Source organism: Nitrospirillum iridis (assembly GCF_014205765.1).
GTDB lineage: Bacteria > Pseudomonadota > Alphaproteobacteria > Azospirillales > Azospirillaceae > Nitrospirillum > Nitrospirillum iridis.
Genome location: NZ_JACIIZ010000001.1, coordinates 286,365 through 309,364, shown reverse-complemented (window position 1 = coordinate 309,364; position 23,000 = coordinate 286,365). Strand labels below are relative to the sequence as shown.

Genomic DNA, 23,000 nt, shown 5'->3' with positions numbered 1-23,000 from the left:
GCGCGGCATTGATCGGCATCAAGGAAAGGGCGGCCGCGACAAACGGCCCCAGGGGGCTGCTAAGCCAGGAGGCTGTTACGCCTGGCCGACAGGCGCCTGCAGGGCCAGGGGGGCACCGGCCAGCGCCGTCGTCGCCCGCCGGTCCTTGGCCGCGATGTCGCTGGCGGCCCTGTCATTGGCGGCCAAGTCGTTGGCGGCGGCCAGCACAGCCGGCACCCGCACGTGCACCCGGTGGCGGTGACGATGGCGCCAGGCGTCGAAGCGACCGAACAGCGGCCGCACCAGGCGGGGGGCGTGGTCGCGGGCACGGACATAGTGCCGACGGGCGGATACGGAGTTGCGCAGCACCAACAGGCCACCCATCACCACCAGGGGCGTGGAGACCGGGCCGGGGATGGGCAGCGCCAGGACGCCCAATCCCATGACCAGCCAGCCGGAAGCCTGCAGCGCCGGGCGGCGCAGGCGGGCGATTTCGACCCTGGGCAAGCTGGTGACGGTCAACATGGGGAGATCCCGGCGGATGGTTCTGCGGCAGCGGATCGGCCGCTGAATGATGTGTGACAGCAGATTTGGCCGAAATTGAGATGGAAGCTAGGCCCCCCTGGGGCAATGCCGATTTGTGCGCGCTGCAACCCGCCCTCCCCCTTGGGGGGAAAGCCCATCCCCAGGCGACGGCGGGCCAAAGAAAAAGGGCGGAACCCAGCGATTCCGCCCTTTCCCCAACCATGTACCCGGGCCACCATTGCGGCCCCGCCCACCCCTTTAGGCGGCAGGCGGCGTCCAGCGCAAGACTGGCTTGCGCGCGGCCCCGGTCTCATCCAGGCGACGACGGGGCGTGTAGCGGGGCGCCGCCAGGAAGTGGGCGGCATCGCCCGCCTTGGCCTTGCCCGCCAGGTGCCGCATGGCACCGATGAACTGGTCCAGCGTGGCCTTCGGCTCCGTCTCCGTCGGTTCGATCAGGAAGGCGCCATGCACGACCAGGGGGAAGTACATGGTCATGGGATGGAAGCCTTCGTCGATCATCGCCTTGGCGAAGTCCAACGTGGTGACGCCCGTGTCCTTCAGGAAGCGGTCATCGAACAGGGCCTCATGCATGCAATAGCCGTCGAACGGCACGCTCATCACATCCTGCAGCCGCGCCTTCACATAGTTGGCGTTCAGCACGGCGTCGCTGGAGGCCTGGCGCAGGCCGTCGGCGCCGTGGCTGAGGATGTAGGCCAGCGCGCGGACGAACATGCCCATCTGACCATGGAAGGCCTTCATGCGGCCAAAGGGCCGGCCCTCGGCGTCCGCCGCATGCTCCACCAGGCGCAGGCCATCGGCGCCGTGCACCACGTAGGGCAGCGGGGCGTAGGGGGCCAGCGCGTCGGACAGGACCACCGGGCCGGAGCCCGGGCCACCGCCGCCATGCGGGGTGGAGAAGGTCTTGTGCAGGTTGATGTGCATGGCGTCCACGCCCAGGTCCGCCGGGCGGACCCGGCCGACGATGGCGTTGTAGTTGGCGCCGTCGCAATAGAAATAGCCGCCGGCGGCATGCACCGCGTCCGCGATCTCCTTCACCTGGGGCTCGAACAGGCCGCAGGTGTTGGGATTGGTCAGCATGATGCAGGCGACGTCGGGACCCAGCTTGGCCTTCACCGCCTCCACACTGACGCGGCCGTTGGCCTCCGCCGGGATGGCGTCCACGGTGAAGCCGCAGAAGGCCGCCGTGGCGGGGTTGGTGCCATGGGCCGATTCCGGCACCAGCACGCGGGTGCGGCCGGTTTCACCCCGGGCCTGCAAGGCGGCGCGGATGGCCATCAGGCCGCACAGCTCGCCATGGGCGCCGGCAGCCGGCGACATGGCCACGGCCGGCATGCCGGTCAGGGTCTTCAGCCAATGGGCCAGCTGGTCGATCAGCTCCAGCGCCCCCTGGACGGTCGATTGCGGCTGCATCGGATGGATGTCGGAGAAGCCGGCCAGGCGGGCCAGCTTCTCGTTCAGGCGCGGGTTGTGCTTCATGGTGCACGAGCCCAGCGGGTACATCGTGCTGTCGATGCCGAAGTTCTTCTGGCTGAGGCGCGTGTAGTGGCGCACCACCGTCGGCTCCGACAGGCCCGGCAGGCCGATGCCCGCGCGGGCCTTCAGGCCGCCCAGGCGGCTGGTGACGGCGGGCGCCGCCTCCAGGTCCACGCCGGTGACGCCGGGGTTGTCCAGTTCGAAGATCAACGGTTCTTCATGCACCAGGCCACGGTTGCCGGTGTAGGTGCCGACATCCGTGCCGGCCGCGGTTTCCGCGTCGGGGGTGGTCTTGCGTCCTTGGGTGTTCATCACTTCGTCCCTCCCAGGGCCAAGTCTTTCAAGGCGTTGACCAGGGCGTCCATGTCGTCTTCGGTGGTGGTCTCCGTCACCGCCACCAGCAGCAGGCCGGCGAGATCGGCCTGGCCGGGGTAGAAGCGGGAAACCGGCACGCCAGCCAGCAGCGGCTCATCCGCCAGGCGGTCCACCAGCGCGGCGGCGTCGCCATCCACCTTCACCGTGAACTCGTTGAAGAAGCCGTCGTTCGCCACGGTCACGCCAGCGGCCGCCAGCTTGTCCGCCAGTTGCACGGCCTTGGCGTGGTTGAGCTGGGCCAGGCCGGTGAACCCGACCTCGCCCAGCAGGGACAGGTGCATGGTGAAGGCCAGCGCGCACAGGCCGGAGTTGGTGCAGATGTTGGACGTGGCCTTCTCGCGGCGGATGTGCTGTTCGCGCGTCGACAGCGTCAGCACGAAGCCGCGCTTGCCATCGGCATCCACGGTCTCGCCACAGAGGCGGCCGGGCAGCTGGCGCACGAACTTGTCGCGGGTGGCGAACAGTCCCAGGTAGGGCCCGCCGAAATTCAGGCCATTGCCGATGCTCTGGCCTTCGGCGACCACGATGTCGGCGCCCATGGAGCCGGGCGACGGCATCAGGCCCAGGCTCACCACCTCGGTCACCACCACCACCAGCAGGGCGCCCTTGGCGTGGCAGGCCTCGGCCAGGGGCGTCAGGTCGGCGACGTGGCCGAACAGGGTGGGGTTCTGCACGACGACGCAGGAGGTCTTGTCGTCGATGGCCGCCGTCAGATCCTCGATCCCCTTGGGATCGGCCGGCAGGGTCACCAGATCCACGCCCAGCACGCCGGTGGTGGTGGCCGTGACCTCGCGGTAGTGCGGATGCAGGCCACCGGACAGCACGGCGCGGTTGCGGCGGGTGACGCGGTTGGCCATCAGCACCGCTTCGGCGCAGGCCGTGGCGCCGTCGTACATGGAGGCGTTGGCCACATCCATGCCGGTGATCAGCGCCACCTGGGTCTGGAACTCGAACAGGTATTGCAGGGTGCCCTGCGTCACCTCGGGCTGGTAGGGCGTGTAGCTGGTGAGGAACTCACCGCGCGTCAGCAACTGGTCCACCGCTGCGGGGACATGATGGCGATAGGCGCCGGCGCCCAGGAAACTGGGGCAGCTGCCGGCGGGCACGTTGCGGGCGGCCAGGCGGGACAGGGCGCGTTCCACCTGCAACTCGCCCTGGTGCGGCGCCAGGCCGGCGATGGGCTGGTCCAGGCGGGCGGCCAGCGGCACATCGCCGAACAGCGCGTCCACCGACGGGGCGCCGATGGCCGCCAGCATCTCCCGCCGGTCAGCCTCGGTCAGGGGCAGGTAACGCATCAGTGCTGACCTTCCACGAAGGCGTCATAAGCGGCCTGGTCCATCAGACCATCCAGTTCGGCCGGATTCGCCAGGGTCATCTTGAAGAACCAGCCCGCACCCTGCGGGTCGCTGTTGACCAGCGAGGGGTCGTCGACCACGGCCTGGTTGCCCTCGATCGCGGTGCCGTCGACCGGCGCGAAGACCTCGCTGGCGGCCTTCACCGATTCCACGACCGCCGCTTCCTTGCCCTTGACCAGCGCGCGGCCGGCCTCGGGCACCTCGACGAACACGACGTCGCCCAGCTGGCTCTGGGCGAACGTGGTGATGCCGACGGTGGCGACGTCACCATCAAGGCTGATCCATTCATGGTCTTCGGTAAAGCGGATGGTCATGGCGTTGGGTTCCCTCAAAACAGGAAAGTCGAATTGGGTAGATTGACAGGCGCATCCGGAATCATTCCGGATGCGCAATGGATTTCAGCCGCGGTAGTAGCGCTGCGGCACGAACGGCAGGGCCGCCACTTTGGCCGGCAGGGCCTTGCCCCGCACGATCAGCGACACGGGCGTGCCCACCGCGGCGTTGGCGGCGGTGACGTAGCCCATGGCGACGGGGGCGTTGGCGCTGGGCCCGAAGCCGCCGGAGGTGACCTCACCCACGGTCTGGCCGGCCGCGTCTTGAATTTCGGTGTGTTCGCGCGCGGGCGCCCGGCCCTCGGGCTGGATGCCGACGCGATAACGCGAGGCACCCTCGGCCAGCTGCCGGCGGACGATGGCGTCCCCGGGGTAGCCCCCCTCCTCCCGCCGGCGCTTGGAGATGGCCCAGGTCAGGCCGCCCTCCACCGGGGTGGTGGTGGTGTCGATGTCGTGGCCGTAAAGGCAAAGGCCGGCCTCAAGGCGCAGGCTGTCGCGGGCGCCCAGGCCGATGGCCGCCACCTCCGGCTCCGCCAGCAGCAGGCGGGCCACGTCCTCGGTCCGGTCGGGGTCGATGCCGATCTCATACCCGTCCTCACCGGTGTAGCCGGAGCGGGCGATGGTGACCGGGATGCTTTTCAGGCTGGCGGTGATCAGCGACATGAAGGGCATGGTGGCCACCTCGGGCACGAAGCGGGCCAGCACGGTGGCCGCGACAGGCCCCTGCAAGGCCAGCAGGCCACGGTCGTCGCCCAGATACTCCACCTCCACGCCCGGCAGGCCGGCCTTGAGGTGGGCGATATCGGGAACCTTGCAGGCAGCGTTCACCACCAGGAACAGATGGTCACCCATGTTGGCGATCATCAGGTCGTCCAGGATGCCGGCCTGGTCATTGGTGAAGAAGCTGTAGCGGATGCGGCCCTGCTTCAGCGCCCGCAGGTCGCCAGGCACCAGCTTTTCCAGGGCGGCCACCGGGTCGCCACCGCGCAGGATCACCTGGCCCATGTGCGACACGTCGAACAGGCCGGCCTTCTCGCGGGTGTGCAGATGCTCCTTGAGCACGCCCAGGGGATACTGCACCGGCATGTCATAGCCGGCGAAGGGCACCATCTTGGCCCCCAGCTCCCGATGCAGGGCGTTCAGCGGCGTGACGAGCGAAGGCGAATCGGTATCGATAGACATGAGGTCCTGGGACTCCCGGCGGACGAGTTACTCCCGCACGGACGGATTCCGTGCGGGCTCGCCCCCCTCTGTCCTGGCCCCTGAGAGATTCACGGGGGGTCCCCTCGTCGCCAAGGGGCCCGCTTACTCCGTCGGTGGGCCATGGCCTCCAACACCGCGACGCCACCCCGGCAGGGATGGCGTCCACGCGTCGCTCGTGAGGCCGAGCCGCTTTCCAGATGCGCTTCTTTCTCGCGGTCCTTTTGCCTGAGAGTTTCCGGGGGCGGTTGCTCCTTCGGCGCCGGCCCAAAACGGGGCCGGTCTCTCCCGCGAGATGTCATCAGCTTCGCATGCGCACCCTAATCCAACGGCGCCCAAAAAGTAAAGGCGGGCCGCTGCCCCGCGACCCGCCCTCCCCAGATTCACCGGCCCTGGCGCCCCTGCCTAGCCGAATGAACCGATACGCTGACCTTACTGGACTGACGCCTACTTGGCCGCCGGCGGCGCCAACGGCTTGGTGTTGAAGCGGACATTGGCCTCAAGCTGCTCCGGCGTCAGCTGGAAGCCCACCAACACCTCGTAATACCGGCCGTCGACCACGGGATCGAGCGGGATGAACTGGGTCAGCCGTTCCACCGAACCGCCGCTGCCGCTGCTGACGTCCAGCGTGACGTTGTAGGTCTGCTTGGTCAGCACCTTGCGATCGGCGTCGGTGACGGCGACGAAGTAGGTCAGCGGCAGGGGGCCGCCGGCGTAGGCCGGACCGGTGCTGGCGCCGACGCGCAGATCCTCGGTCATGGTCACGCCCTTCTCGCTATACTCGCACCGCCCCTCGATGTTGGGCATCACCGCGGTGTAGGACAGCTGGCCGTTGGCCCCCGGCACGCCGACCGACGAGGCGTCGCGCACGATGGCGACGGTGGGACAGCCGGGGCGGTAGCCAACGTTCTTGTTGGCGCACGCCGCCAGCGACAGCATGAGAGGCATCCCCAAAAGCAGGGCCAACTGGCCGCGGGTGCCTTTCCTGGCGGGCGAACCTATATTAGTGTCCGTGTGGATGTTCATTGAAGCGGGGCTCGTCTGGAGTTGGACGCCGGCCGGCGTCGGGGCCCCGCGACAATAGAGAAGCAGCCATATCGGCACAAGACATCGCCTGCGCCGTCCCTATATTGAGGGGGGGCGCCACTTCATCCATCGAGGCTGGCGGTCCGCCGACCCGCGTTTTATGATCCACCGCCGTGGAATCGGCCCCGCGCCGGGGCCGTCCAGAACCGAGTAGACCTGACGATCATGACCAAGCCGACGCTCAACATCCTCCTCGCCTCCCCGCGCGGTTTCTGCGCCGGTGTGGACCGTGCCATCCAGATCGTGGAGGTGGCGTTGCAGCGGTATGGCGCCCCGGTCTACGTCCGTCATGAGATCGTGCACAACCGCTATGTCGTGCAGGGCCTGGAGGCCAAGGGCGCCATCTTCGTGGAAGAGCTGGATGAGGTGCCGGATGGGCGCCCCGTGGTGTTCTCCGCCCATGGCGTGCCCAAGTCCATCCCGGCCGAGGCCGAAAGCCGCCAGCTGATGTACGTCGACGCCACCTGCCCGCTGGTGTCCAAGGTCCACCGCGAGGCGGAGCGCCACCATGCCGACGGCCGCCAGATCATCCTGATCGGCCATGCCGGCCATCCGGAGGTGGTGGGCACCATGGGCCAGCTGCCGGCCGGCGTCGTGCTGCTGGTGGAATCGGAGGAGGATGTGCGCACGGTGCAGGTGGATGATCCCCTGAACCTGGCCTTCGTCACCCAGACCACCCTGTCGGTGGACGACACGGTGCAGATCGTCGCCGCGCTGAAGGCACGCTTCCCGGCCATCGCCGGCCCGCGCAAGGAAGACATCTGCTACGCCACCACCAACCGCCAGACGGCGGTGAAGGCCATCGCCGCGAAGGCCGACGCCATCCTGGTGCTGGGCGCGCCCAACAGCTCCAACTCCATGCGCCTGGTTGAGGTGGCGGCGAAGCACGGTTGCACCAATTCCATGCTGGTGCAGCGCGCCACCCAGATCGATTGGGCGATGATGGACAACGTCAAGACCCTGGGCATCACCGCCGGCGCGTCGGCCCCCGACATCCTGGTGCAGGAAGTCATCGAGGCCTGCCGCGAGCGCTATGACATCCAGATCGAGGAAGTGGTGACGGCGGTGGAAAACATCACCTTCAAGCTGCCGCGGGGTCTCGCGGCCGCGGAGTGAAGGGTCCCCCGTGACGGCCCGCGCCCACATCCTGTTCGACACCGCCATCGGCGCCTGCGCCTTGGTGTGGGGGCCGGGCGGAATCGTGGGCGCGCAGCTGCCGGAAGCGGGCCGTTCGCAGGCGGAGGCCCGGCTGGCACGGCGCTTTCCCGGCAGCACGTTGGCGGCGGAAGAGGCATTGCCCGCCGTGGTTGGCGCGGCCCGGGCCCGCATCCAGGCCCTGATGGCCGGCGAGGCGGTGGATATCGGCGATATCCCCCTGGATCTTGCTGGTCTCGATCCCTTCGCCCTCCAGGTCTACGCCATCACCCGCGCCATTCCGCGCGGCGCCACGCTGACCTATGGCACGGTGGCGGACCGCATCGGCGCGCCTAGGGGTGCCGCGCGGGCGGTGGGCCAGGCGCTGGGCCACAATCCCATCCCCATCCTGATCCCCTGCCATCGCGTCCTGGCGGCGGGCGGCGGCACCGGCGGCTTCTCCGCCTCGGGCGGCGTCGACACCAAGTTCCGCATCCTGGCCATCGAGCGGGCCCGGCCGGAGAACGAGGCGCCCAGCCTGTTCGACGCGCTGCCCTTGGCGATCAAGCCGCGTACCTGAGCGCGCCGCCAACCGGCGGAATCACGAAATAATAACAGCGGCACGAGATTCTGACTCGTGCCGCTGTAGCCCGCGACTGCGGGCGCCGGAGATTTCCGGGGAGCCGAAGGCGGACTGGAAATCGAGGATCAGCCAAGCCGCCGGACGGCGGCGCCCGGCGTTTGAGGGGGCGTTTGAGCGGTCACGATCAAATGCCGTTAGTATGAAACCGGCCCCCACCGCGTAACCGGGGTGCCTGGCCCATGGGGCCGGCTTCCCGGGGCGGTGGGGGCCGGTCGGGACGGTCCCCCGCGAACCGTCCGATCGGCGGCCCGTGCGCGGGCCCTTCACCTGGGCCCTTACCAGGGCGCGCGGGCGCGATAGAAGGTGCGGCTGACGTAGACGTCCTCCCGGTCGGCGTACTGGCTGTCAAGCACCAGGGCCAGGACACCGTAGACGACCAAGGTGGCGCCGAAGAAGAAGAACAGGCTCAGCACCGTCAGGATACGCACGAAGGTCACGGGCAGCCCGGTGTAGCGGGCAAGGCCGGCGCAGACGCCGAACAGGACGGCGCGGCTGGGGTCCTTGGCCAGGCGATTGCGGCGCATGGTGGCGGAAATACGCTTAAAGCTCCTCATGATCCCCTCTCCACTGTTCAATGGCGGGCGCTGCGGCGCCCTGGTGTTCAGAAGCGGGCGCCTCGGCGCCCTGGTCGTTACGCTAAATCTCGTGTTCAGGTCCGGGGCGCGCCGCGACCGGCGACGCGGGCCTTGAGCGCCTCAAGCTCGGCGGTGACCTTGTCGTCGCCCAAGGCGTCGATTTCGGCGGCCAGACCGCGCGGCTGGCGGCCCATTTCCATGACCTCGGCCTCGCTCTCCAGCATGTCGATGTCGCGCTGCAGGGTGCCGTAGTGGGACAGCGCCTCATCCAGGCGGGTGTCGTGCAGTTGGCTGCGCACCCGCAGGCGGGCGGTGGCGCTGCGGTGCCGGGCCATCAGCCCGCCTTGGCGGGCACGGGCGTCGGCCAGCTTGGCCTCCAGTCGCGCCACGTCGTCAGCACCCTTGGCCAGGCTGTCGCTGATGGCCTGGATTTCCCGGCGGATGGGGTCGGCGGCCTCGGCCAGCCGGCTCTTGGCCACCAGGGCGCCCCGGGCCAGATCCTCGCGGCCCTTGGTCACCGCCAGTTCGGCCTTGCGGTCCCATTCCAGCAGTTCAAACTCGACATCGCGGTAGCGGGCTTCCAGCTCCTTGCGCCGGGCCATGGAGCGCACCGCTTCGGCGCGCACCTCGACCAGGGTATCCTCCATCTCCTGGATGACCAGGCCGATCAGACGCTCCGGGTCTTCGGACCGGTCCAGCATGGCATTGAGGTTGGCATCGATGATGTCGCCGAGGCGGGAGAAAAGTCCCATGGCAGGCGTCCTTGAGAAAGAGGCGGTGGCGGACGAGGCGGGCAGCCGGTGCTTACGTCGTCGCGGCTTAGAACAGGCTGATGATGGCGACCGACAGCAGGGCGGTGGCGACCAGCAGCGGCAGGTGGCGCAAGCCGGCCAAGAGGCCCTGGGGGGCGAAGCCGGTGGTGGCGTTGAAGTCGCGGGCGGCGGTCAAGGTCAGGTCGGTCATGTCAGTCTCCGTTGGGCGAGGCTCGGGGGTGGTGAGCGCGAAGCCCGGTGGTTTCGGGAGCCGGTCGCCGGTGGCGGTGTCGGCCATGTCCCCATAAAAGCAACCGCCGTGCCAACTCCCGACAGCCGCAGTAATGCTTTGTTTTTGCTGGCCTAAAATTTTCACCCCGGTTGGCGACGCGCAACACCGTGATCATTCCGGCGATTAAGTCGCCAAATCCACCACTCGATCGGCGCGCCCTGCTCCCGACGCCAAAAAAGGGCGGCGCGGCGCGGCCGGCGGGCATTGACCCCGGCCGGGATTCCCGCTACCTCGCAGGGTATGGCCGTCTATACCGAAGTCACCGATGAGGAACTGCGCGCGTTCATCGCCGATTACGCGATCGGCGATGTCATCTCGTGCAAGGGCATCGCCGAGGGGGTGGAGAACTCCAACTACCTGATGGTGACGACGGAGGGGCCCTACATCCTGACCCTCTATGAAAAGCGGGTGAACCCGGCCGACCTGCCCTTCTTCCTGGGCCTGATGCGCCATCTGGCGGCGCGCGGCATCGTCTGCCCGCAGCCGGTGCCCGGCCGCGATGGCGTGGCCCTGCGGGTGCTGGCCGGCCGGCCGGCGGTGATCGTCACCTTCCTGACGGGCATGTGGCCCCGCCGCATCCTGCCGGAGCATTGCGCGGCGCTGGGCACGGCCCTGGCGCAGCTGCACCTGGCCGGCGCCGACTATGCCGTTGCCCGCCCCAACAGCCTGTCGCTGGATGGCTGGCGCGGCCTGGTGGCGGCCACGCGGGAGGGCGCCGACGGTGTGAAGCCCGGCCTGGCGGCGGTGCTGGCGGACGAACTGGCCGCCCTCTCGGCCCTGTGGCCCGGCCACGGTGGCCGGCCCGGCCTGCCCCAGGGCATCATCCACGCCGACCTGTTCCCCGATAACGTCTTCTTCCGCGATGGCGCCCTGTCGGGCCTGATCGATTTCTATTTCGCCTGCACCGACATGCTGGCCTACGACCTGGCCATCTGCCTGAACGCCTGGTGCTTCGAGGCCGACGGCGCCTTCAACGTCACCAAGTCGCGCCTGTTGCTGGCCAACTACGCCCGGGTGCGGCCGCTGTCGGCGGCGGAGGTGGCGGCCCTGCCGCTGCTGGCCCGGGGCAGCGCCCTACGCTTCCTGCTGACCCGCCTGTATGATTGGCTGAACACCCCCGCCGGCGCCTTGGTGAAACGCAAGGACCCGCTGGAATATCTGCACAAGCTGCGCTTCCATCAGCAGGCCCGCGGCCTGGCCGACTATGGCCTGGCGCCGGGCGATCTGGCGCTGGCCGACGCCCCTTAAGGACATCCCATTTGAGCGACATCGCCGAAAAAGTCATGAGCCCGCGGGTGGAGATCTTCACCGACGGCGCCTGCAGCGGCAACCCCGGCCCCGGCGGCTGGGGCGCCATCCTGCGCTGGGGCGGCACGGAGCGCGAATTGAAGGGTGGGGAGCCCGACACCACCAACAACCGCATGGAACTGATGGCGGCCATCCAGGCGCTGGAGACGCTGAAGCGCCCGGTGAAGGTGGATTTGCACACCGACAGCCAGTACCTGCGCGACGGCATCACCAAATGGATCCACGGCTGGCGGGCCAAGGGCTGGCTGACCGCCGACCGGAAGCCGGTGAAGAACGTGGATCTGTGGCAGCGCCTGTCCGCCCAGGCCGACCGGCACGAGGTGGTGTTCCACTGGGTGCGCGGCCATAACGGCCACCCCGAAAACGAACGCGCCGACCAGCTGGCGCGCGAAGGCCTGGCGGAAGCCCGCGGACGGTAATTCGCCCCTCCCCAAGCGCGGGCGGGCGGGCGCGTCGCTACGCCAAAGGCCCCGGTCGGGGCATACCAGCGGCATGAGTCAAAATCGCCTGCCGCTGGCACGCCCCTGGCTTCACAGGTTCTTCAGCACCGCTTCGGCGCTGGACACCTCGAAGGCGCCGGGCTTTTCGATGTCCACGCGGGTGACGACGCCGTCGTCGATGACCAGGGCGAAGCGCTGGCTGCGCTGACCCAGATTGTAGGCGGTGCCATCCATGACCAAGCCCAGGTCACGGGTCAGCGTGCCGTTGCCGTCGGGCAGCATGAACACCGTATCACCCACGTCGTTGGCCTTGGCCCAGGCCCGCATCACGAAGGGATCGTTGACCGCCAGGCAAATGATGGCATCGACGCCCTTGGCCTTCAGCGCCTCGGCATTCTGCACGAAGCCCGGCAGATGCTTGGCTGAGCAGGTGGGGGTGAAGGCGCCGGGCACGGCGAAAAGGACGACCTTCTTCCCCTTCAGCAGCGCCTCGGTGCTGGTTTCCTGCATGCCCGCGTCGGTCAGATGCTTCACGGCGACGCTGGGGAAGGTATCACCAACCTGGATGGTCATCGGTTTGAACTCCCTGGAATACGGCCCCATTGGCGTTTGCCACGGCCTATGGGAATGCGTTTGCGGGTCTCTCGTGCCCCCGTGGTTCTAGGCCCCAGGGGGCGGATGGGCAAGGGAAACGGACCGCCCGCCCTTGTCACCAGCCGCCGGCGCGCAATATGACCTGAATAGGACAGGGTGATCCCGCCCCTCGGGGGCGACGACAGGGTACGGCCATGCTAGGCTTATGGGCATGGAATGGCCGTGTGATCGAGCGGGCCGGCCAGGCCGGGCCCGAATGGCTTCCAATCGGGGAAGCCGGAAGCATGAGGGAAGGCGCCGCCCATGAAGGACACAACCATCCGACGTTTCCTGACCGGGCAACTGCTCGTGGCGATGCCGTCCATGCCGGATGAGCGTTTCGCGCGGACGGTCATTTACGTCTGCGCCCACACCGACGGCGGCGCCATGGGCCTGGTGGTCAACCGCCTGTTCGACGGCATCGACGCCGGCGGCCTGCTGGAGCAGCTGGGCATCGACGGCGGCGACCCGGGCGACCGGCTGCGCGTGCATTTCGGCGGCCCGGTCGAACCGGGGCGCGGCTTCGTGCTGCACAGCACCGACTATCAGCGCGAAGGCACGCTCCGGGTGGAGGATGAGGTGGCGTTGACCGCCACGGTCGACATCCTGCGGGCCATAACGGAGGGGCGCGGCCCCCGCCAGTGCCTGCTGGCCCTGGGCTATGCCGGATGGGGCGCCGGGCAATTGGACCAGGAGATGCAGGCCAATGGCTGGCTGCACGTCCCCGCCGACGCGAACCTGCTGTTCGATGACGACATGGACACCAAATGGGAGCGGGCGATCGCCAAGCTGGGCGTCAGCCTGCCCATGTTGTCGGCCGAGGTCGGGCACGCCTGACCCTCGCCTTTCCCCCGCCATTTTCGGCCCCGATCATGGCCGCATGATCGCGCATCGCCCCGCCCCGTCCGTCCGCCCCCGCCGCCCCTTGCGGGCCGCCGCATGCGCTGCAATGGCGGTCGCCGCGCTGATCACCCTTCCCGCCGCGCCAGGGGGCGCCACCGAGGCCCCGCCATTGGTGGCGCCCCCTCATCATCTGCGCCTGGGCTATGACGTCTATGTCGGCGGAATCAAGATGGGGCGCATGACCCTGGAGACGGAGACCGACGGGGGCGGCTACCGCGTCAAGGTCGCGGCGGACGCCGGCGACCTGCTGGCGCGACTGATCAAATGGTCCTACACCGCCGAGGCCGAAGGCCAGTTCGGCGGCGTCAACGGCGTCGCCCCGCGCCATTTCCACAGCCTGCGCACCCTGCGTGACAAGAGCTGGGACGCCACGCTGGAGTACGCCACCCCCTACGGCACGGGAGAAACGGCGGTGACCTTCACCCAGACGCCGCCGCCGTCGACCGACGACGCCAACGCCGTGCCACCGGAGAAGCGCCCCGGTACCGTCGACCTGCTGAGCGCCGCCACCGCCATCAGTCGGCATGCGGAAGCGGGCAGTTGTGCCAGCCGGCTGCCCGTCTATGACGGCCGCCGACGCTATGACGTGGTGATGGAGAACCGCCCCAGCCGGCATATCGAGAAATCGGATTACACCGTGTTCAGCGGCGAAGCCATCGGCTGCCGGGTCTCCATCCTGCCGGTGGCCGGCTTCCAGCAGGCGGGCCGCGGGACCCAGAATTTCTGGACGGCCGCGCCGGACGGCAAGCCCCGGGGCTTCGATTTGTGGGTGGGGCGCCCAGTACCCGGCGGGCCGGTGGTGCCCGTCCGGCTTGAAGCGGGGGAGTTGTTCTTCACCCATGTCGTGGGGCATCTGGCCCAGGTCGACGTGCTACCCCCCCGCTGAGTCGCCCCCGTCGCCCTGCCAGCCGACGCCCGGCCCGAGGATGACACCCCCTTTACTCCCCTTGACCATCCGGTCAGAATAGTCAGACGAGCGCCATCCCGGCGATTTGGCGACAAGCGGTTGGATTTTTATCTTAGACGCCTGAAAACGTTTACGGCGTGGCAACCGTTCAGGGATTATACCAAACAGGGGTTGTGGGTGTACGATGAAGGCGCGCCGTTATGTCGCACCCTGTCCCTGAAGCTTGTTCCACCCCTATCACCAAGGTCCCGCTCCCTGTCCAACGCCGTCGTCCCCAAACCTGTTTCCGGTCCGCCGTCCATGGACGGTGACGTTACCGAGCGGCAGTACGCCGCCATCCCCATCCGGGTGCGGAATGGGCATCTGCAGGTGATGCTGATCACCTCGCGGGAAACTCGGCGCTGGGTGGTGCCCAAGGGCTGGCCAGAGAAAAAGCTGAACGCCCGGGGCGTGGCGGCGAACGAGGCGTTCGAGGAAGCGGGCCTGATCGGCACCATCCACAAGAAGCCCATCGGCACCTTCCACTATTTCAAGGTCATGCCTTCGGGCAAGCGCCTGCCCTGCGCCGTCGACGCCTATCTGTTCGAGGTGGAGCGGGAGTTGGAGGACTGGCCGGAAAAAGGCCAGCGCGAACGCCGCTGGGTCAGTCCGTCGGAAGCGGCCCTGATGGTGGCCGAAGGGGGCCTGGTCAGCATTCTGCTCTCGCTGGCCAGCATGGCGGCGCATGAGGACTTGTAAGCCGTCAGTCGAGTCCCCTCGGGCCACACGCGGCATATGGCCACGCCGCCGAGCCGCGCCCGGCCGGAACGCTACATCCGTAAGTCGATACCGATGTGGACCACCCGCAAGAGAGGTCGCTGCGGTCAAATCCGTTCATTTGCAAAAATTGGATTAACAAATACCCCTTATGGGCTAATCTTCGCTCATAAATGCGCATTTGGTTGGGGTTGCGTTCAGACATGCACGTTTCGGCTTGCTTCGGCCCGCGGTGCCCCCTTGTTGACCTGACGGCGCTGTCAGGCCTCGCCCCTCCCCCTGCCGATTAAGTCCTTCCCCTCCTTCCCGCTGCCGGGAACGGCCTTTCGCCGTTGCCCGTCCTGACGTGCCGCGTCTTGCCGAAATTGATTTGCCTGGGAGTGCCTTCCGATATGCTGACCGCCGCCCTGCCCCGTTCCAAAGCCTTGCTGCCCAAGACACTGCTGCTGGGCGCCTCCGTCCTGGCGTTGTCCGCCGCCTGGCACGGCGGCGCCCGCGCCGACACCACCATCACGGGCAACTCCGGACCGGTGCGCATCACGTCGGGTGGATTGGTGAATAAGGGGACGCTTAGCGGCGGCACCTTCGCCGCCGCGGTCAATGCCTCCGGCTCGCTGACAGCCATCATCAATAGCGGCACCATCGCGCCCCCGACCGGCAGCTATTACTACTACAACGCGATCGTCACCATCGGACCGTCCAGCATTTACGGCGCCCAGGGCTACACGTATCAGGCCAGCAGCATTGGGACGATCCTCAACGCCGCAAGCGGCACGATCATAAATAGTGGGTGGGGCGGGGCGCTGTCGGCGACGGGCGCCTCCATCGGAACGTTCAGCAACGCCGGCATCATCAATGGCGGCGTGAACCTGGGCAACGCCTCCATCTACAGTTCCTCCAGCAGCGGCACCACCTACAGCTATGGTTACCAGGAACTGCAATCCACCATTGGTCAATTGACCAATGCGGCTGGTGCCACCATTCAAGCGGGAACCCTCGGCGGCAGAACCGCCCTCTCCGCCGTGGGCGCTTCGATAGGAACGCTCATCAACGCTGGCATCATCAGCGGTGGCGTCGATCTAAGCTCCGCCGCCGCCTTCACCTACTCCAGCAGCGGCACGAGCTCCAGCTTCAGCTACCAGGTGGCGCAATCCACCATCGGACAGTTGATCAATGGGACAGGCGCCACCATCGGCACCGTCGGTGGCGGAACTGGCCTGTCGGCCGTGGGCGCTTCGATCGGCACCCTCACTAACGCCGGCGTCATCAATGGCGACCTAAACCTGGGCGCACTTAGGCGGTATCCGTACTCTAGCGACGGCACCACCTACAGCTTTGGCTCTCAGGTGGTACAATCCACCATCGGACAGCTCACCAACGCCGCCAACGCCGCCATCACCGGGAACATTTTCCTGGGAACCTCCGCGCAGACGATTGAAAATGCGGGCAAAATCGGCGGATCCATCTCGGCGCCCCAAGCCACCATCGCTGGCATCAGCAACGATGCCGGTGCGACACTGGGGGGGATCAGCGTCACCGGCGGCACCATCGGCAGCCTGATCAACAGCGGCATCATCGCGCCCACGACCAGCGGCTATTATTATGGCGCGGCCGTCGACGTCGGAGTGTCCAGCATTTACGGCACCCAGGGCTACACGTTTCAGGCCAGCAGCATTGGGACGATCCTCAACGCCGCAAGCGGCACGATCATAAATAGTGGATGGGGCGGGGCGCTGTCGGCGACGGGCGCCTCCATCGGAACGTTCACCAACGCCGGCCTCATCAATGGCGGCGTGAACCTGGACAACGCCTCCATCTACAGTTCCTCCAGCAGCGGCACCACCTACAGCTCTGGTTACCAGGAACTGCAATCCACCATTGGTCAATTGACCAATGCGGCTGGTGCCACCATTCAAGCCGGAACCATCAGCGGCAGAACCGCCCTCTCCGCCGTGGGCGCATCGATAGGAACGCTGACCAACGCCGGCATCATCAGTGGTGGCGTCAATCTAAGTTCCGCCACCGCCTCCACCTACTCCAGCAGCGGCACCACCTACAGCTATGGTTACCAGGTGGTGCAATCCACCATCGGACAGTTGATCAATGGGCCCGGCGCCACCATCGGCACCCTTGGTGGCGGAAGCGGCCTGTCAGCCGCGGGTGCCTCCATCGGCACCCTCAGCAACGCCGGCGTCATCAATGGCAATCTCAACCTGGGCGCGCTCAGCCTATACACTTACTCCAGCAGCGGCACCACCTACAGTTCTGGCTATCAGGTGGTACAATCCACCATCGGACAGCTCACCAACGCCGCCAACGCCACCATCACCGGGAACATTTTCCTGGGGACATCCGCGCAGACGATTGAAAATGCGGGTAAAATCGGCGGATCCATCTCGGCGCCCCAAGCCACCATCGCTGGCATCAGCAACGATGCCGGTGCGACACTGGGGGGGATCAGCGTCACCGGCGGCACCATCGGCAGCCTGATCAACAGCGGCATCATCGCGCCCACGACCAGCGGCTATTATTATGGCGCGGCCGTCGACGTCGGAGTGTCCAGCATTTACGGCACCCAGGGCTACACGTTTCAGGCCAGCAGCATTGGGACGATCCTCAACGCCGCAAGCGGCACGATCGGAAATGGCGGATGGGGCGGGGCGCTGTCGGCGACGGGCGCCTCCATCGGAACGTTCACCAACGCCGGCCTCATCAATGGCGGCGTCACTCTGAGTTCGGCCGCCGCCACCACTTACACCTTCAACGGCACGAGTTCGAGTTCCACCTACCAGGTGGTGCAATCCACCATCGGTCAGTTGACCAACACCGCCGGTGCCACCATTGGCCTTGGAGCCAACAACGGATATTATGGAACAAGGGCCCTGTCAGCCGAGGGGGCGTCCATCGGGACCTTGACGAATGCGGGCGTGATCAATGGCTGGGTGGACCTGAATTCGGTCACTCTCAGCACCTACGCGAGCAGCGGTACGGTTTCGAGTTATGGCTACATGATGGTGCAAACCACCATCGGCCAGTTGATCAACGCGGCCGGCGGCACCATCGGGAGCGCGGCTGGCTACGGCCTTTCGGCAACCGGGGCATCCATTGGAACGGTGACAAACAACGGTGTCATCCGCGGTGTTCTAGAGCTGGGATACTTTAACCTCAGCGGCTCCACCGTAACCGGCACGACCTACAGCTATAATAATCAGTTGCTGCAATCGACCATCGGCCAACTCACCAATACGGCCGGCGGCACCATCGGCGGCATCCTCCTGGGCGGCTTCGCCCAGACAATCAGCAATGCCGGCCTTATAGATTCGTATTTCACCGGGTTCTCCGCCGCCACCGGCACCATCAGCACGTTCACGAACGCAGCCACCGGCACGATTACCGGCGGATTCTATGGCGTGTCCATCACCAACGCTTATATCGGAACCTTGGCCAACAACGGCCTGATCAGTGACACAGGGGCCAGCAACGGCGCCGGCGTCGTCGTCGGCCTTTCCAGCTATCTGAGCATCGTCGGCCCGCATGGCATCGGCACCCTGGTCAACGCCAGCGGCGCCACCATCAGCGGCCTGGGCCAAGGCATCCATGTGGACGGCGATACCATCGGGACCCTGATCAACAATGGGGTTATCGTCAGCGACTATACGTGGGGCCAGAACAATCACGGCGGCATCGGCCTAGAAGTCGACGCCGATCTGGGTAATTCAGCGCTGGAATACGGCAGTGTCGGCACCCTGGCCAATGCCGCCGGCGCCACCATATCCGGTGGCTCCGTGGGCATGGCCGTCGGCGGCGGCACCATCGGCATTCTCAGCAACAACGGCGTCATCAGCGGTGGCAAGACCGGCTTGGCCATGAACGGGACCGGCTATACCGGCTGCTTCAACAGCGCTTGCAGTGTAACCGTGCTGGCGGCCCCAGGCTCCATCGGTGTGCTGGACAATGCCGCGGGCGCCAGCATCGTGGGGGGCACCGTTGGTCTTTCCCTGATGAACGGCACCATCAACACCCTGATGAACGCGGGCCTGATCGCGGGAACGGCGGGTACCGGTATCTTCCTGGGACAGTCGTACTACTATACCCAGAGCGTGATGTCGGTCGACACCTTGGTCAACACCAGCACAGGCACGATCACGGGTGGCAGCATCGGCATCAACGTCGCCCAGAGCAACATCGGCACGCTGCTGAACCAAGGCCTAATCATAGGCACGCTTACGGCCATCGCCAGCAGCGGATCCAATACCTTTTTGGGCGTTTCGACGTCAATCGGCGTGCTGGTCAACACCGGCACCTTGCTCGCCACTGGGTCTGGAACCCTCGGGACCACAGCAGCCGTCGCCTTGAACTCCACAAACCTCGGAACGCTGGTCAACAACGGCCAGATCATCGACACGGGCACGACGGGCGCTGGCATCAGGATCAATGCAGGCACACTGGGCACCTTGCTCAATCTTGCCGATGGCACCATCGCTGGCGGGGCCGTGGGCGTCTTGAACACGGGCACGCTCGGGGCGCTGGAAAATGTAGGCGTCCAGAAAGGGAGCGTTGCGGCAATCCGGGTGACCGCCAGCAGTTCCACCTTTCTGACATACCTCTTCGGCAACGCGCCGTATAGCGCCAGCACCTATCCCCAAACTGGCAGCATAGGTACGCTCAGCAACTCCGGCACCTTGACCGGCGGCATGGACGGCCTGGAATCCGCCGGCTTGATCAATACGCTCACCAACAACGGTACCATCACCGGCGGGACGGGCGCAGGCATTGCGAACGTTGGTGCCTTCACCTCACAAACCGTCCTGACCGGCTATGTCCCGATTGGTCACTACTATTTCTGGACCAATGACACATCCACCACGCTGAGCAACGCGGGCGGCAACCTTTCGACCCTCAATAATAGTGGCCTCATCACTGGCGGCCAGAGCGGCATCGTCAACGGCCTGTCTTCCAGCATCGCCACGGTGATCAGTTCCAGTAACTACGGCGAAACTATCACCACGGTGGTCGGCACCACCGGCCCCCTCGGCGGGACCATCGGTACACTTGTGAACGCTGGCACCATCCTGGGCGTGGCCGGGGCCGGCATCGATAACGGCGCCGTCAACGCCACCATCGGCGCGATCACAAACAGCGGCCTGATCCAGGGCGGGCAGACGGGCATCATCAACGCCGGAACCATTGGCACGCTGACCAACAGCGGCACCATCACCGGTGCCGTGGCCGCCCTCCGCAACACCGACAGCGGCACCCTGGGTCCCATCGTCAACACTGGCGTCATCGCCGGCGACATCCTGAGCAGTGGGGGCCAGGCGCTCAGCATCACCGGCGGCGCTGGCACGGTGTTCGGCACCTTGACGGGTGCTGGCGGCACGCCGGGCACCCTGGCCAGCACCAACAGCAATATCACCCTCGCCGGCAACCTGGTGCTGAACGACATGGTCAGCATCGCCGGCCACACCCTGGTCGCGGATGGCGGCAGCCTGGTTCTGGCCGCCCCAACCACCATCACCGGCAACTACAGCCAGTCCAGCGGCACACTGGCCGTGCTGGCCACCGGTACCACCATCAACAATCTGACCGTCAGCGGCACCGCCAGCATCAGCGGCGCCACCGTCGTCCTGACCTCGCAATACGCTTATGGCCTGACCAGCGGCGCCAGCTACACCATCGTGACGGCAGGTGACGCCACCTCCAGTTATAGCGGCGTGACGGCGCTGGCGCCGGGTTATACCACCACCACCGTCACCACCACCCTCGCGGGCGGGCTGACAGACCTGATCGTCAGTGTTGGCAACAGCCAGTTGACGGCGGGCTCCACCGCCACCATCGCCGGCGGCAACGGCACGCTGGACCAGATGACAGGCGGCACCCTTGCCATCACCGGGGGCACGCCCACGGTGGGCTCGATCAGCGGCGGCGCGGCCAGCCTGACTGGCGGCAGCGCCAACATCGGCACAATCAGCGGCGGCACCGTGTCGCTTACCGGCGGCAGCGCCACCCTGGGCACCGTCAGTGGTGGCGCCGTGTCGCTTGCGGGCGGCACCGCCAGTCTGACCACTGTCAACAGCGGCTCCGTTTCCGTCAGCGGTGGGAACGGAAGCCTCGGCATGATCAGCGGCGGCACCGTCTCGCTTACCGGCGGCAGCGCCACCCTGGGCACCATCACCGGTGGCACCCTGGCGCAGACGGCAGGTGCCATCATCACCGGCACCACAGCGGTGCAGGTGATGGGTGGCAGCCTGAACCTTGGCGGCACGGTCACGGCGCCGCTGGCGGTCAACGGCGGCCTGGTGGCGGTCAACGGCCAGGCGTCGGGCACCGTCACGGTCGGATCGGGTGGAACGTTGCGCGGCTCGGGCGTGGTCACCGGGTCGGCCTCGGTCTCCGGCATCCTGGCGCCGGGCAACTCGCCGGGCACACTGACCTTCACCAACGGCCTGACCCAGGGCGCCAAGTCGGTGCTGTCCATCGACATCGATGGCACGGGCACCGGGTCCGGCGCGGGCAACTACTCCCGCGTGCTGGTCACCGGCGGCAGCTACGTCATCGGCTCGGGCGCCGTGCTGACCCCCAAGCTGCGCGGCATCACCGGCAACGCCAGCAACACCTACACCCCCAGCCTGGGCACGGATTTCACCGTCGTCCAGGCGGCGGGCGGCGTCAGCGGCACCTTCACCAGCGTCGTCCAGCCGGCCAGCGGCCTGGCCACGGGCACGCAGTTCACGGCGCTGTACGCCACCAACGCCGTCGACCTGTTCGTCACCCCCACCTATGGCAGCCTGGCGTCCCTGGGCGCCAGCGCCAACCAGCAGGCGCTGGGCCGGGTGGTGGCGGGCCTGAATGCCCCGGCCGGCAGCGACCTGGCCACCGTGCTGAAAGCCCTCTACAGCCTGCCCAGCACGGCGGCGTCCCTGGACGCCCTGGCGCAGATGGGCGGCAGCACCCATGCCAACATCGCCGCCTACAGCCTGACCCGGGGCCTGGCGGCCACCCAGGTGCTGGGCCAGCGCCTGGCGGCGGTGCGCGACGGCGTGTCGGGCGGCATGCAGGGCACCATGCAGGCCCAACTGGTGGGCCGCACCCTCTACACCAGCATGGCCAGCGGGAGTGAGGCGGCGCCAGCCGATGAACGCGGCATGGCCGCCGGTTCGGCGGCCGAGGACGGCTGGCACTTCTGGGCCCAGGGCCTGGGGGCGTTCTCGCGCGTCGACAGCGACGGCAACGCCCAGGGCGGGCACAGCAACACCGGCGGCGGCCTGTTCGGCGGTGACCGCACGGTGGCGCCGGGCGTGACCCTGGGCCTGGCCGGCACGCTGCTGCAAAGCACCTCCGGCGGCTCCAACGAGACCAGCAGCTATGGCCTGTCGGCCTATGGCAATGCCGACCTGGGGGACGGCCTCTTCGTCGCCGGCAACGCCGGCTACACCTACGACCGGTACGACACGGCGCGAACCATGGGCTTCGGCGGCCTCAGCCGCACCGCCTTCGGCCACACCACCGGCGACGAACTGGGCGCGGGCGTCACCGCCGGCTACCGGATGCGGGTCTCCAACCTGACCCTGGAGCCGCAGGCCGGCATCCAGTGGCTGCGGGTCGGCCGTGATGGCTTCACGGAAACAGGGGCCGGCGCCCTGAACCTGGTGCTGCAGGATCTGGACGCCACCGCCCTGCAGAGCAGCGTCGGCGCCCGGGCCAGCGGCAGCTGGAAGACGGACGGCGGCACGGTGATCACCCCCACCGTCCGGGCATCCTGGCTGCACGACTTCCGCGACCGGGCCCTGACCAGCCAGGCCGCCTTCGCCGGCACAACCTTCGCCGTGACCGGCCCCGACACCGGCGCCAACGCGCTGGGCATCGGCGGCGGCCTCACCCTGCAGCAAAGCGACAACCTCAACCTCTACGCCAACTACGACGGCACGCTCCGCCGGCACGAAACCGACCACGTCTTCACCGCCGGCCTCCGCCTCAGCTGGTAAGACACCCCTCAACGCGAACGACAACGGCCCGGGAGATGATCCCGGGCCGTTCGTCTATCGGCGGCAAAGGAGGGGGCGACAAGGACGCCGCCATCCCCATCCGGGTGCGGGTGGGCATCTGCAGGTGATGCTGATCACCTCACGGGAGACGCGGCGCTGGGTGGTGCCCAAGGGCTGGCCGGAGAAGACGCTGAACGCCCGGGGGCGGGGCGGCGAACGAAGCGTTCGAGGAAGCGGGCCTGATCGGCACCTTCCATTATTTCAAGGTCATGCCCTCGGGCAAGCGCCGTCGACGCCCATCTGCTCGAGGTGGAGCGGGAGTTGGA

General features: G+C 67.3%; 18 protein-coding genes and 1 riboswitch. Of the genes, 8 read left to right on the top strand and 10 right to left on the bottom strand.

Features of this window, described 5'->3' with window-relative positions; translation table 11 throughout:
* Positions 1 to 75: 75 nt before the first annotated feature.
* The 6 genes from FHS74_RS01320 to FHS74_RS01295 all read right to left on the bottom strand — a co-directional run bounded on the left by FHS74_RS01320 (position 76) and on the right by FHS74_RS01295 (position 6,199).
* Positions 76 to 504: a PGPGW domain-containing protein gene (locus FHS74_RS01320; RefSeq protein ID WP_184796726.1), complete on the bottom strand. Its 429-nt coding sequence runs from the start codon at positions 502 to 504 to the stop codon at positions 76 to 78.
* Positions 505 to 762: 258 nt separating this feature from the next.
* Positions 763 to 2,310, bottom strand: coding sequence for an aminomethyl-transferring glycine dehydrogenase subunit GcvPB (gcvPB, locus tag FHS74_RS01315; RefSeq protein ID WP_184796724.1), 1,548 nt, complete (start codon positions 2,308 to 2,310; stop codon positions 763 to 765).
* Positions 2,310 to 3,668, bottom strand: coding sequence for an aminomethyl-transferring glycine dehydrogenase subunit GcvPA (gene gcvPA, locus FHS74_RS01310; protein ID WP_184796722.1), 1,359 nt, complete (start codon positions 3,666 to 3,668; stop codon positions 2,310 to 2,312). Before gcvPA ends, gcvPB begins: the two co-directional genes overlap by 1 nt.
* Entirely contained in the window at positions 3,668 to 4,042 is a 375-nt protein-coding gene (gene gcvH / locus FHS74_RS01305; RefSeq protein WP_184796720.1) for a glycine cleavage system protein GcvH, read from the bottom strand. Before gcvH ends, gcvPA begins: the two co-directional genes overlap by 1 nt.
* A gap of 84 nt (positions 4,043 to 4,126) precedes the next feature.
* On the bottom strand, positions 4,127 to 5,242 hold the full coding sequence (gene gcvT / locus FHS74_RS01300; RefSeq protein WP_184796718.1) for a glycine cleavage system aminomethyltransferase GcvT: 1,116 nt from the start codon (positions 5,240 to 5,242) through the stop codon (positions 4,127 to 4,129).
* Between the two features lie 224 nt (positions 5,243 to 5,466).
* A riboswitch (glycine riboswitch) is annotated at positions 5,467 to 5,561 on the bottom strand.
* Between the two features lie 146 nt (positions 5,562 to 5,707).
* Positions 5,708 to 6,199, bottom strand: coding sequence for a hypothetical protein (locus FHS74_RS01295; RefSeq protein ID WP_184796716.1), 492 nt, complete (start codon positions 6,197 to 6,199; stop codon positions 5,708 to 5,710).
* 312 nt (positions 6,200 to 6,511) lie between these two features.
* Here FHS74_RS01295 and ispH point away from each other — a divergent pair, with 312 nt between their 5' ends.
* Entirely contained in the window at positions 6,512 to 7,462 is a 951-nt protein-coding gene (gene ispH / locus FHS74_RS01290; RefSeq protein WP_184796714.1) for a 4-hydroxy-3-methylbut-2-enyl diphosphate reductase, read from the top strand.
* 10 nt (positions 7,463 to 7,472) lie between these two features.
* On the top strand, positions 7,473 to 8,060 hold the full coding sequence (locus FHS74_RS31100) for a methylated-DNA--[protein]-cysteine S-methyltransferase (RefSeq protein ID WP_184796712.1): 588 nt from the start codon (positions 7,473 to 7,475) through the stop codon (positions 8,058 to 8,060).
* A 338-nt stretch (positions 8,061 to 8,398) separates the two neighbouring features.
* Here FHS74_RS31100 and FHS74_RS01280 read toward each other — a convergent pair whose 3' ends face one another.
* The 3 genes from FHS74_RS01280 to FHS74_RS01270 all read right to left on the bottom strand — a co-directional run bounded on the left by FHS74_RS01280 (position 8,399) and on the right by FHS74_RS01270 (position 9,661).
* Positions 8,399 to 8,677 carry a PspC domain-containing protein gene (locus FHS74_RS01280; protein WP_184796710.1) on the bottom strand — a complete coding sequence of 93 codons (279 nt, stop codon included), beginning with the start codon at positions 8,675 to 8,677 and terminating at the stop codon, positions 8,399 to 8,401.
* Between the two features lie 95 nt (positions 8,678 to 8,772).
* Complete coding sequence (gene pspA / locus FHS74_RS01275) at positions 8,773 to 9,450, bottom strand: phage shock protein PspA (protein ID WP_184796708.1); 678 nt, start codon at positions 9,448 to 9,450, stop codon at positions 8,773 to 8,775.
* A 67-nt stretch (positions 9,451 to 9,517) separates the two neighbouring features.
* On the bottom strand, positions 9,518 to 9,661 hold the full coding sequence (locus FHS74_RS01270) for a hypothetical protein (RefSeq protein ID WP_184796706.1): 144 nt from the start codon (positions 9,659 to 9,661) through the stop codon (positions 9,518 to 9,520).
* A gap of 321 nt (positions 9,662 to 9,982) precedes the next feature.
* On the opposite strand from FHS74_RS01270, the gene FHS74_RS01265 reads away from it, so the two are divergent.
* Positions 9,983 to 10,990 (top strand): homoserine kinase, encoded by a 1,008-nt coding sequence (locus FHS74_RS01265; protein WP_184796704.1) that lies wholly within the window; start codon positions 9,983 to 9,985, stop codon positions 10,988 to 10,990.
* Positions 10,991 to 11,025: 35 nt separating this feature from the next.
* A complete protein-coding gene (rnhA, locus tag FHS74_RS01260; protein WP_184797279.1) occupies positions 11,026 to 11,469 on the top strand; it encodes a ribonuclease HI in 444 nt (147 codons plus the stop codon).
* 111 nt (positions 11,470 to 11,580) lie between these two features.
* Here rnhA and FHS74_RS01255 read toward each other — a convergent pair whose 3' ends face one another.
* On the bottom strand, positions 11,581 to 12,063 hold the full coding sequence (locus tag FHS74_RS01255; RefSeq protein WP_184796702.1) for a peroxiredoxin: 483 nt from the start codon (positions 12,061 to 12,063) through the stop codon (positions 11,581 to 11,583).
* 324 nt (positions 12,064 to 12,387) lie between these two features.
* On the opposite strand from FHS74_RS01255, the gene FHS74_RS01250 reads away from it, so the two are divergent.
* From FHS74_RS01250 to FHS74_RS01235, 4 genes are all read left to right on the top strand, one after another.
* A complete protein-coding gene (locus FHS74_RS01250; RefSeq protein ID WP_184796700.1) occupies positions 12,388 to 12,960 on the top strand; it encodes a YqgE/AlgH family protein in 573 nt (190 codons plus the stop codon).
* Positions 12,961 to 13,072: 112 nt separating this feature from the next.
* Positions 13,073 to 13,912 (top strand): DUF3108 domain-containing protein, encoded by an 840-nt coding sequence (locus tag FHS74_RS01245; protein ID WP_184796698.1) that lies wholly within the window; start codon positions 13,073 to 13,075, stop codon positions 13,910 to 13,912.
* 321 nt (positions 13,913 to 14,233) lie between these two features.
* Complete coding sequence (locus FHS74_RS01240; protein WP_184796696.1) at positions 14,234 to 14,671, top strand: NUDIX hydrolase; 438 nt, start codon at positions 14,234 to 14,236, stop codon at positions 14,669 to 14,671.
* Between the two features lie 410 nt (positions 14,672 to 15,081).
* Entirely contained in the window at positions 15,082 to 22,674 is a 7,593-nt protein-coding gene (locus tag FHS74_RS01235) for an autotransporter outer membrane beta-barrel domain-containing protein (RefSeq protein WP_184796694.1), read from the top strand.
* Positions 22,675 to 23,000: the final 326 nt, after the last annotated feature.

What these genes read in the sequence shown, in the direction of transcription:
- FHS74_RS01320 (WP_184796726.1), bottom strand. Translation starts at nt 504, where the DNA reads ATGTTGACCGTCACCAGCTTGCCCAGGGTCGAAATCGCCCGCCTGCGC.
- gcvPB (WP_184796724.1), bottom strand. Translation starts at nt 2,310, where the DNA reads ATGAACACCCAAGGACGCAAGACCACCCCCGACGCGGAAACCGCGGCC.
- gcvPA (WP_184796722.1), bottom strand. Translation starts at nt 3,668, where the DNA reads ATGCGTTACCTGCCCCTGACCGAGGCTGACCGGCGGGAGATGCTGGCG.
- gcvH (WP_184796720.1), bottom strand. Translation starts at nt 4,042, where the DNA reads ATGACCATCCGCTTTACCGAAGACCATGAATGGATCAGCCTTGATGGT.
- gcvT (WP_184796718.1), bottom strand. Translation starts at nt 5,242, where the DNA reads ATGTCTATCGATACCGATTCGCCTTCGCTCGTCACGCCGCTGAACGCC.
- FHS74_RS01295 (WP_184796716.1), bottom strand. Translation starts at nt 6,199, where the DNA reads ATGCTGTCGCTGGCGGCGTGCGCCAACAAGAACGTTGGCTACCGCCCC.
- ispH (WP_184796714.1), top strand. Translation starts at nt 6,512, where the DNA reads ATGACCAAGCCGACGCTCAACATCCTCCTCGCCTCCCCGCGCGGTTTC.
- FHS74_RS01280 (WP_184796710.1), bottom strand. Translation starts at nt 8,677, where the DNA reads ATGAGGAGCTTTAAGCGTATTTCCGCCACCATGCGCCGCAATCGCCTG.
- pspA (WP_184796708.1), bottom strand. Translation starts at nt 9,450, where the DNA reads ATGGGACTTTTCTCCCGCCTCGGCGACATCATCGATGCCAACCTCAAT.
- FHS74_RS01270 (WP_184796706.1), bottom strand. Translation starts at nt 9,661, where the DNA reads ATGACCGACCTGACCTTGACCGCCGCCCGCGACTTCAACGCCACCACC.
- FHS74_RS01265 (WP_184796704.1), top strand. Translation starts at nt 9,983, where the DNA reads ATGGCCGTCTATACCGAAGTCACCGATGAGGAACTGCGCGCGTTCATC.
- rnhA (WP_184797279.1), top strand. Translation starts at nt 11,026, where the DNA reads ATGAGCCCGCGGGTGGAGATCTTCACCGACGGCGCCTGCAGCGGCAAC.
- FHS74_RS01255 (WP_184796702.1), bottom strand. Translation starts at nt 12,063, where the DNA reads ATGACCATCCAGGTTGGTGATACCTTCCCCAGCGTCGCCGTGAAGCAT.
- FHS74_RS01250 (WP_184796700.1), top strand. Translation starts at nt 12,388, where the DNA reads ATGAAGGACACAACCATCCGACGTTTCCTGACCGGGCAACTGCTCGTG.
- FHS74_RS01245 (WP_184796698.1), top strand. Translation starts at nt 13,073, where the DNA reads ATGGCGGTCGCCGCGCTGATCACCCTTCCCGCCGCGCCAGGGGGCGCC.
- FHS74_RS01240 (WP_184796696.1), top strand. Translation starts at nt 14,234, where the DNA reads ATGGACGGTGACGTTACCGAGCGGCAGTACGCCGCCATCCCCATCCGG.
- FHS74_RS01235 (WP_184796694.1), top strand. Translation starts at nt 15,082, where the DNA reads ATGCTGACCGCCGCCCTGCCCCGTTCCAAAGCCTTGCTGCCCAAGACA.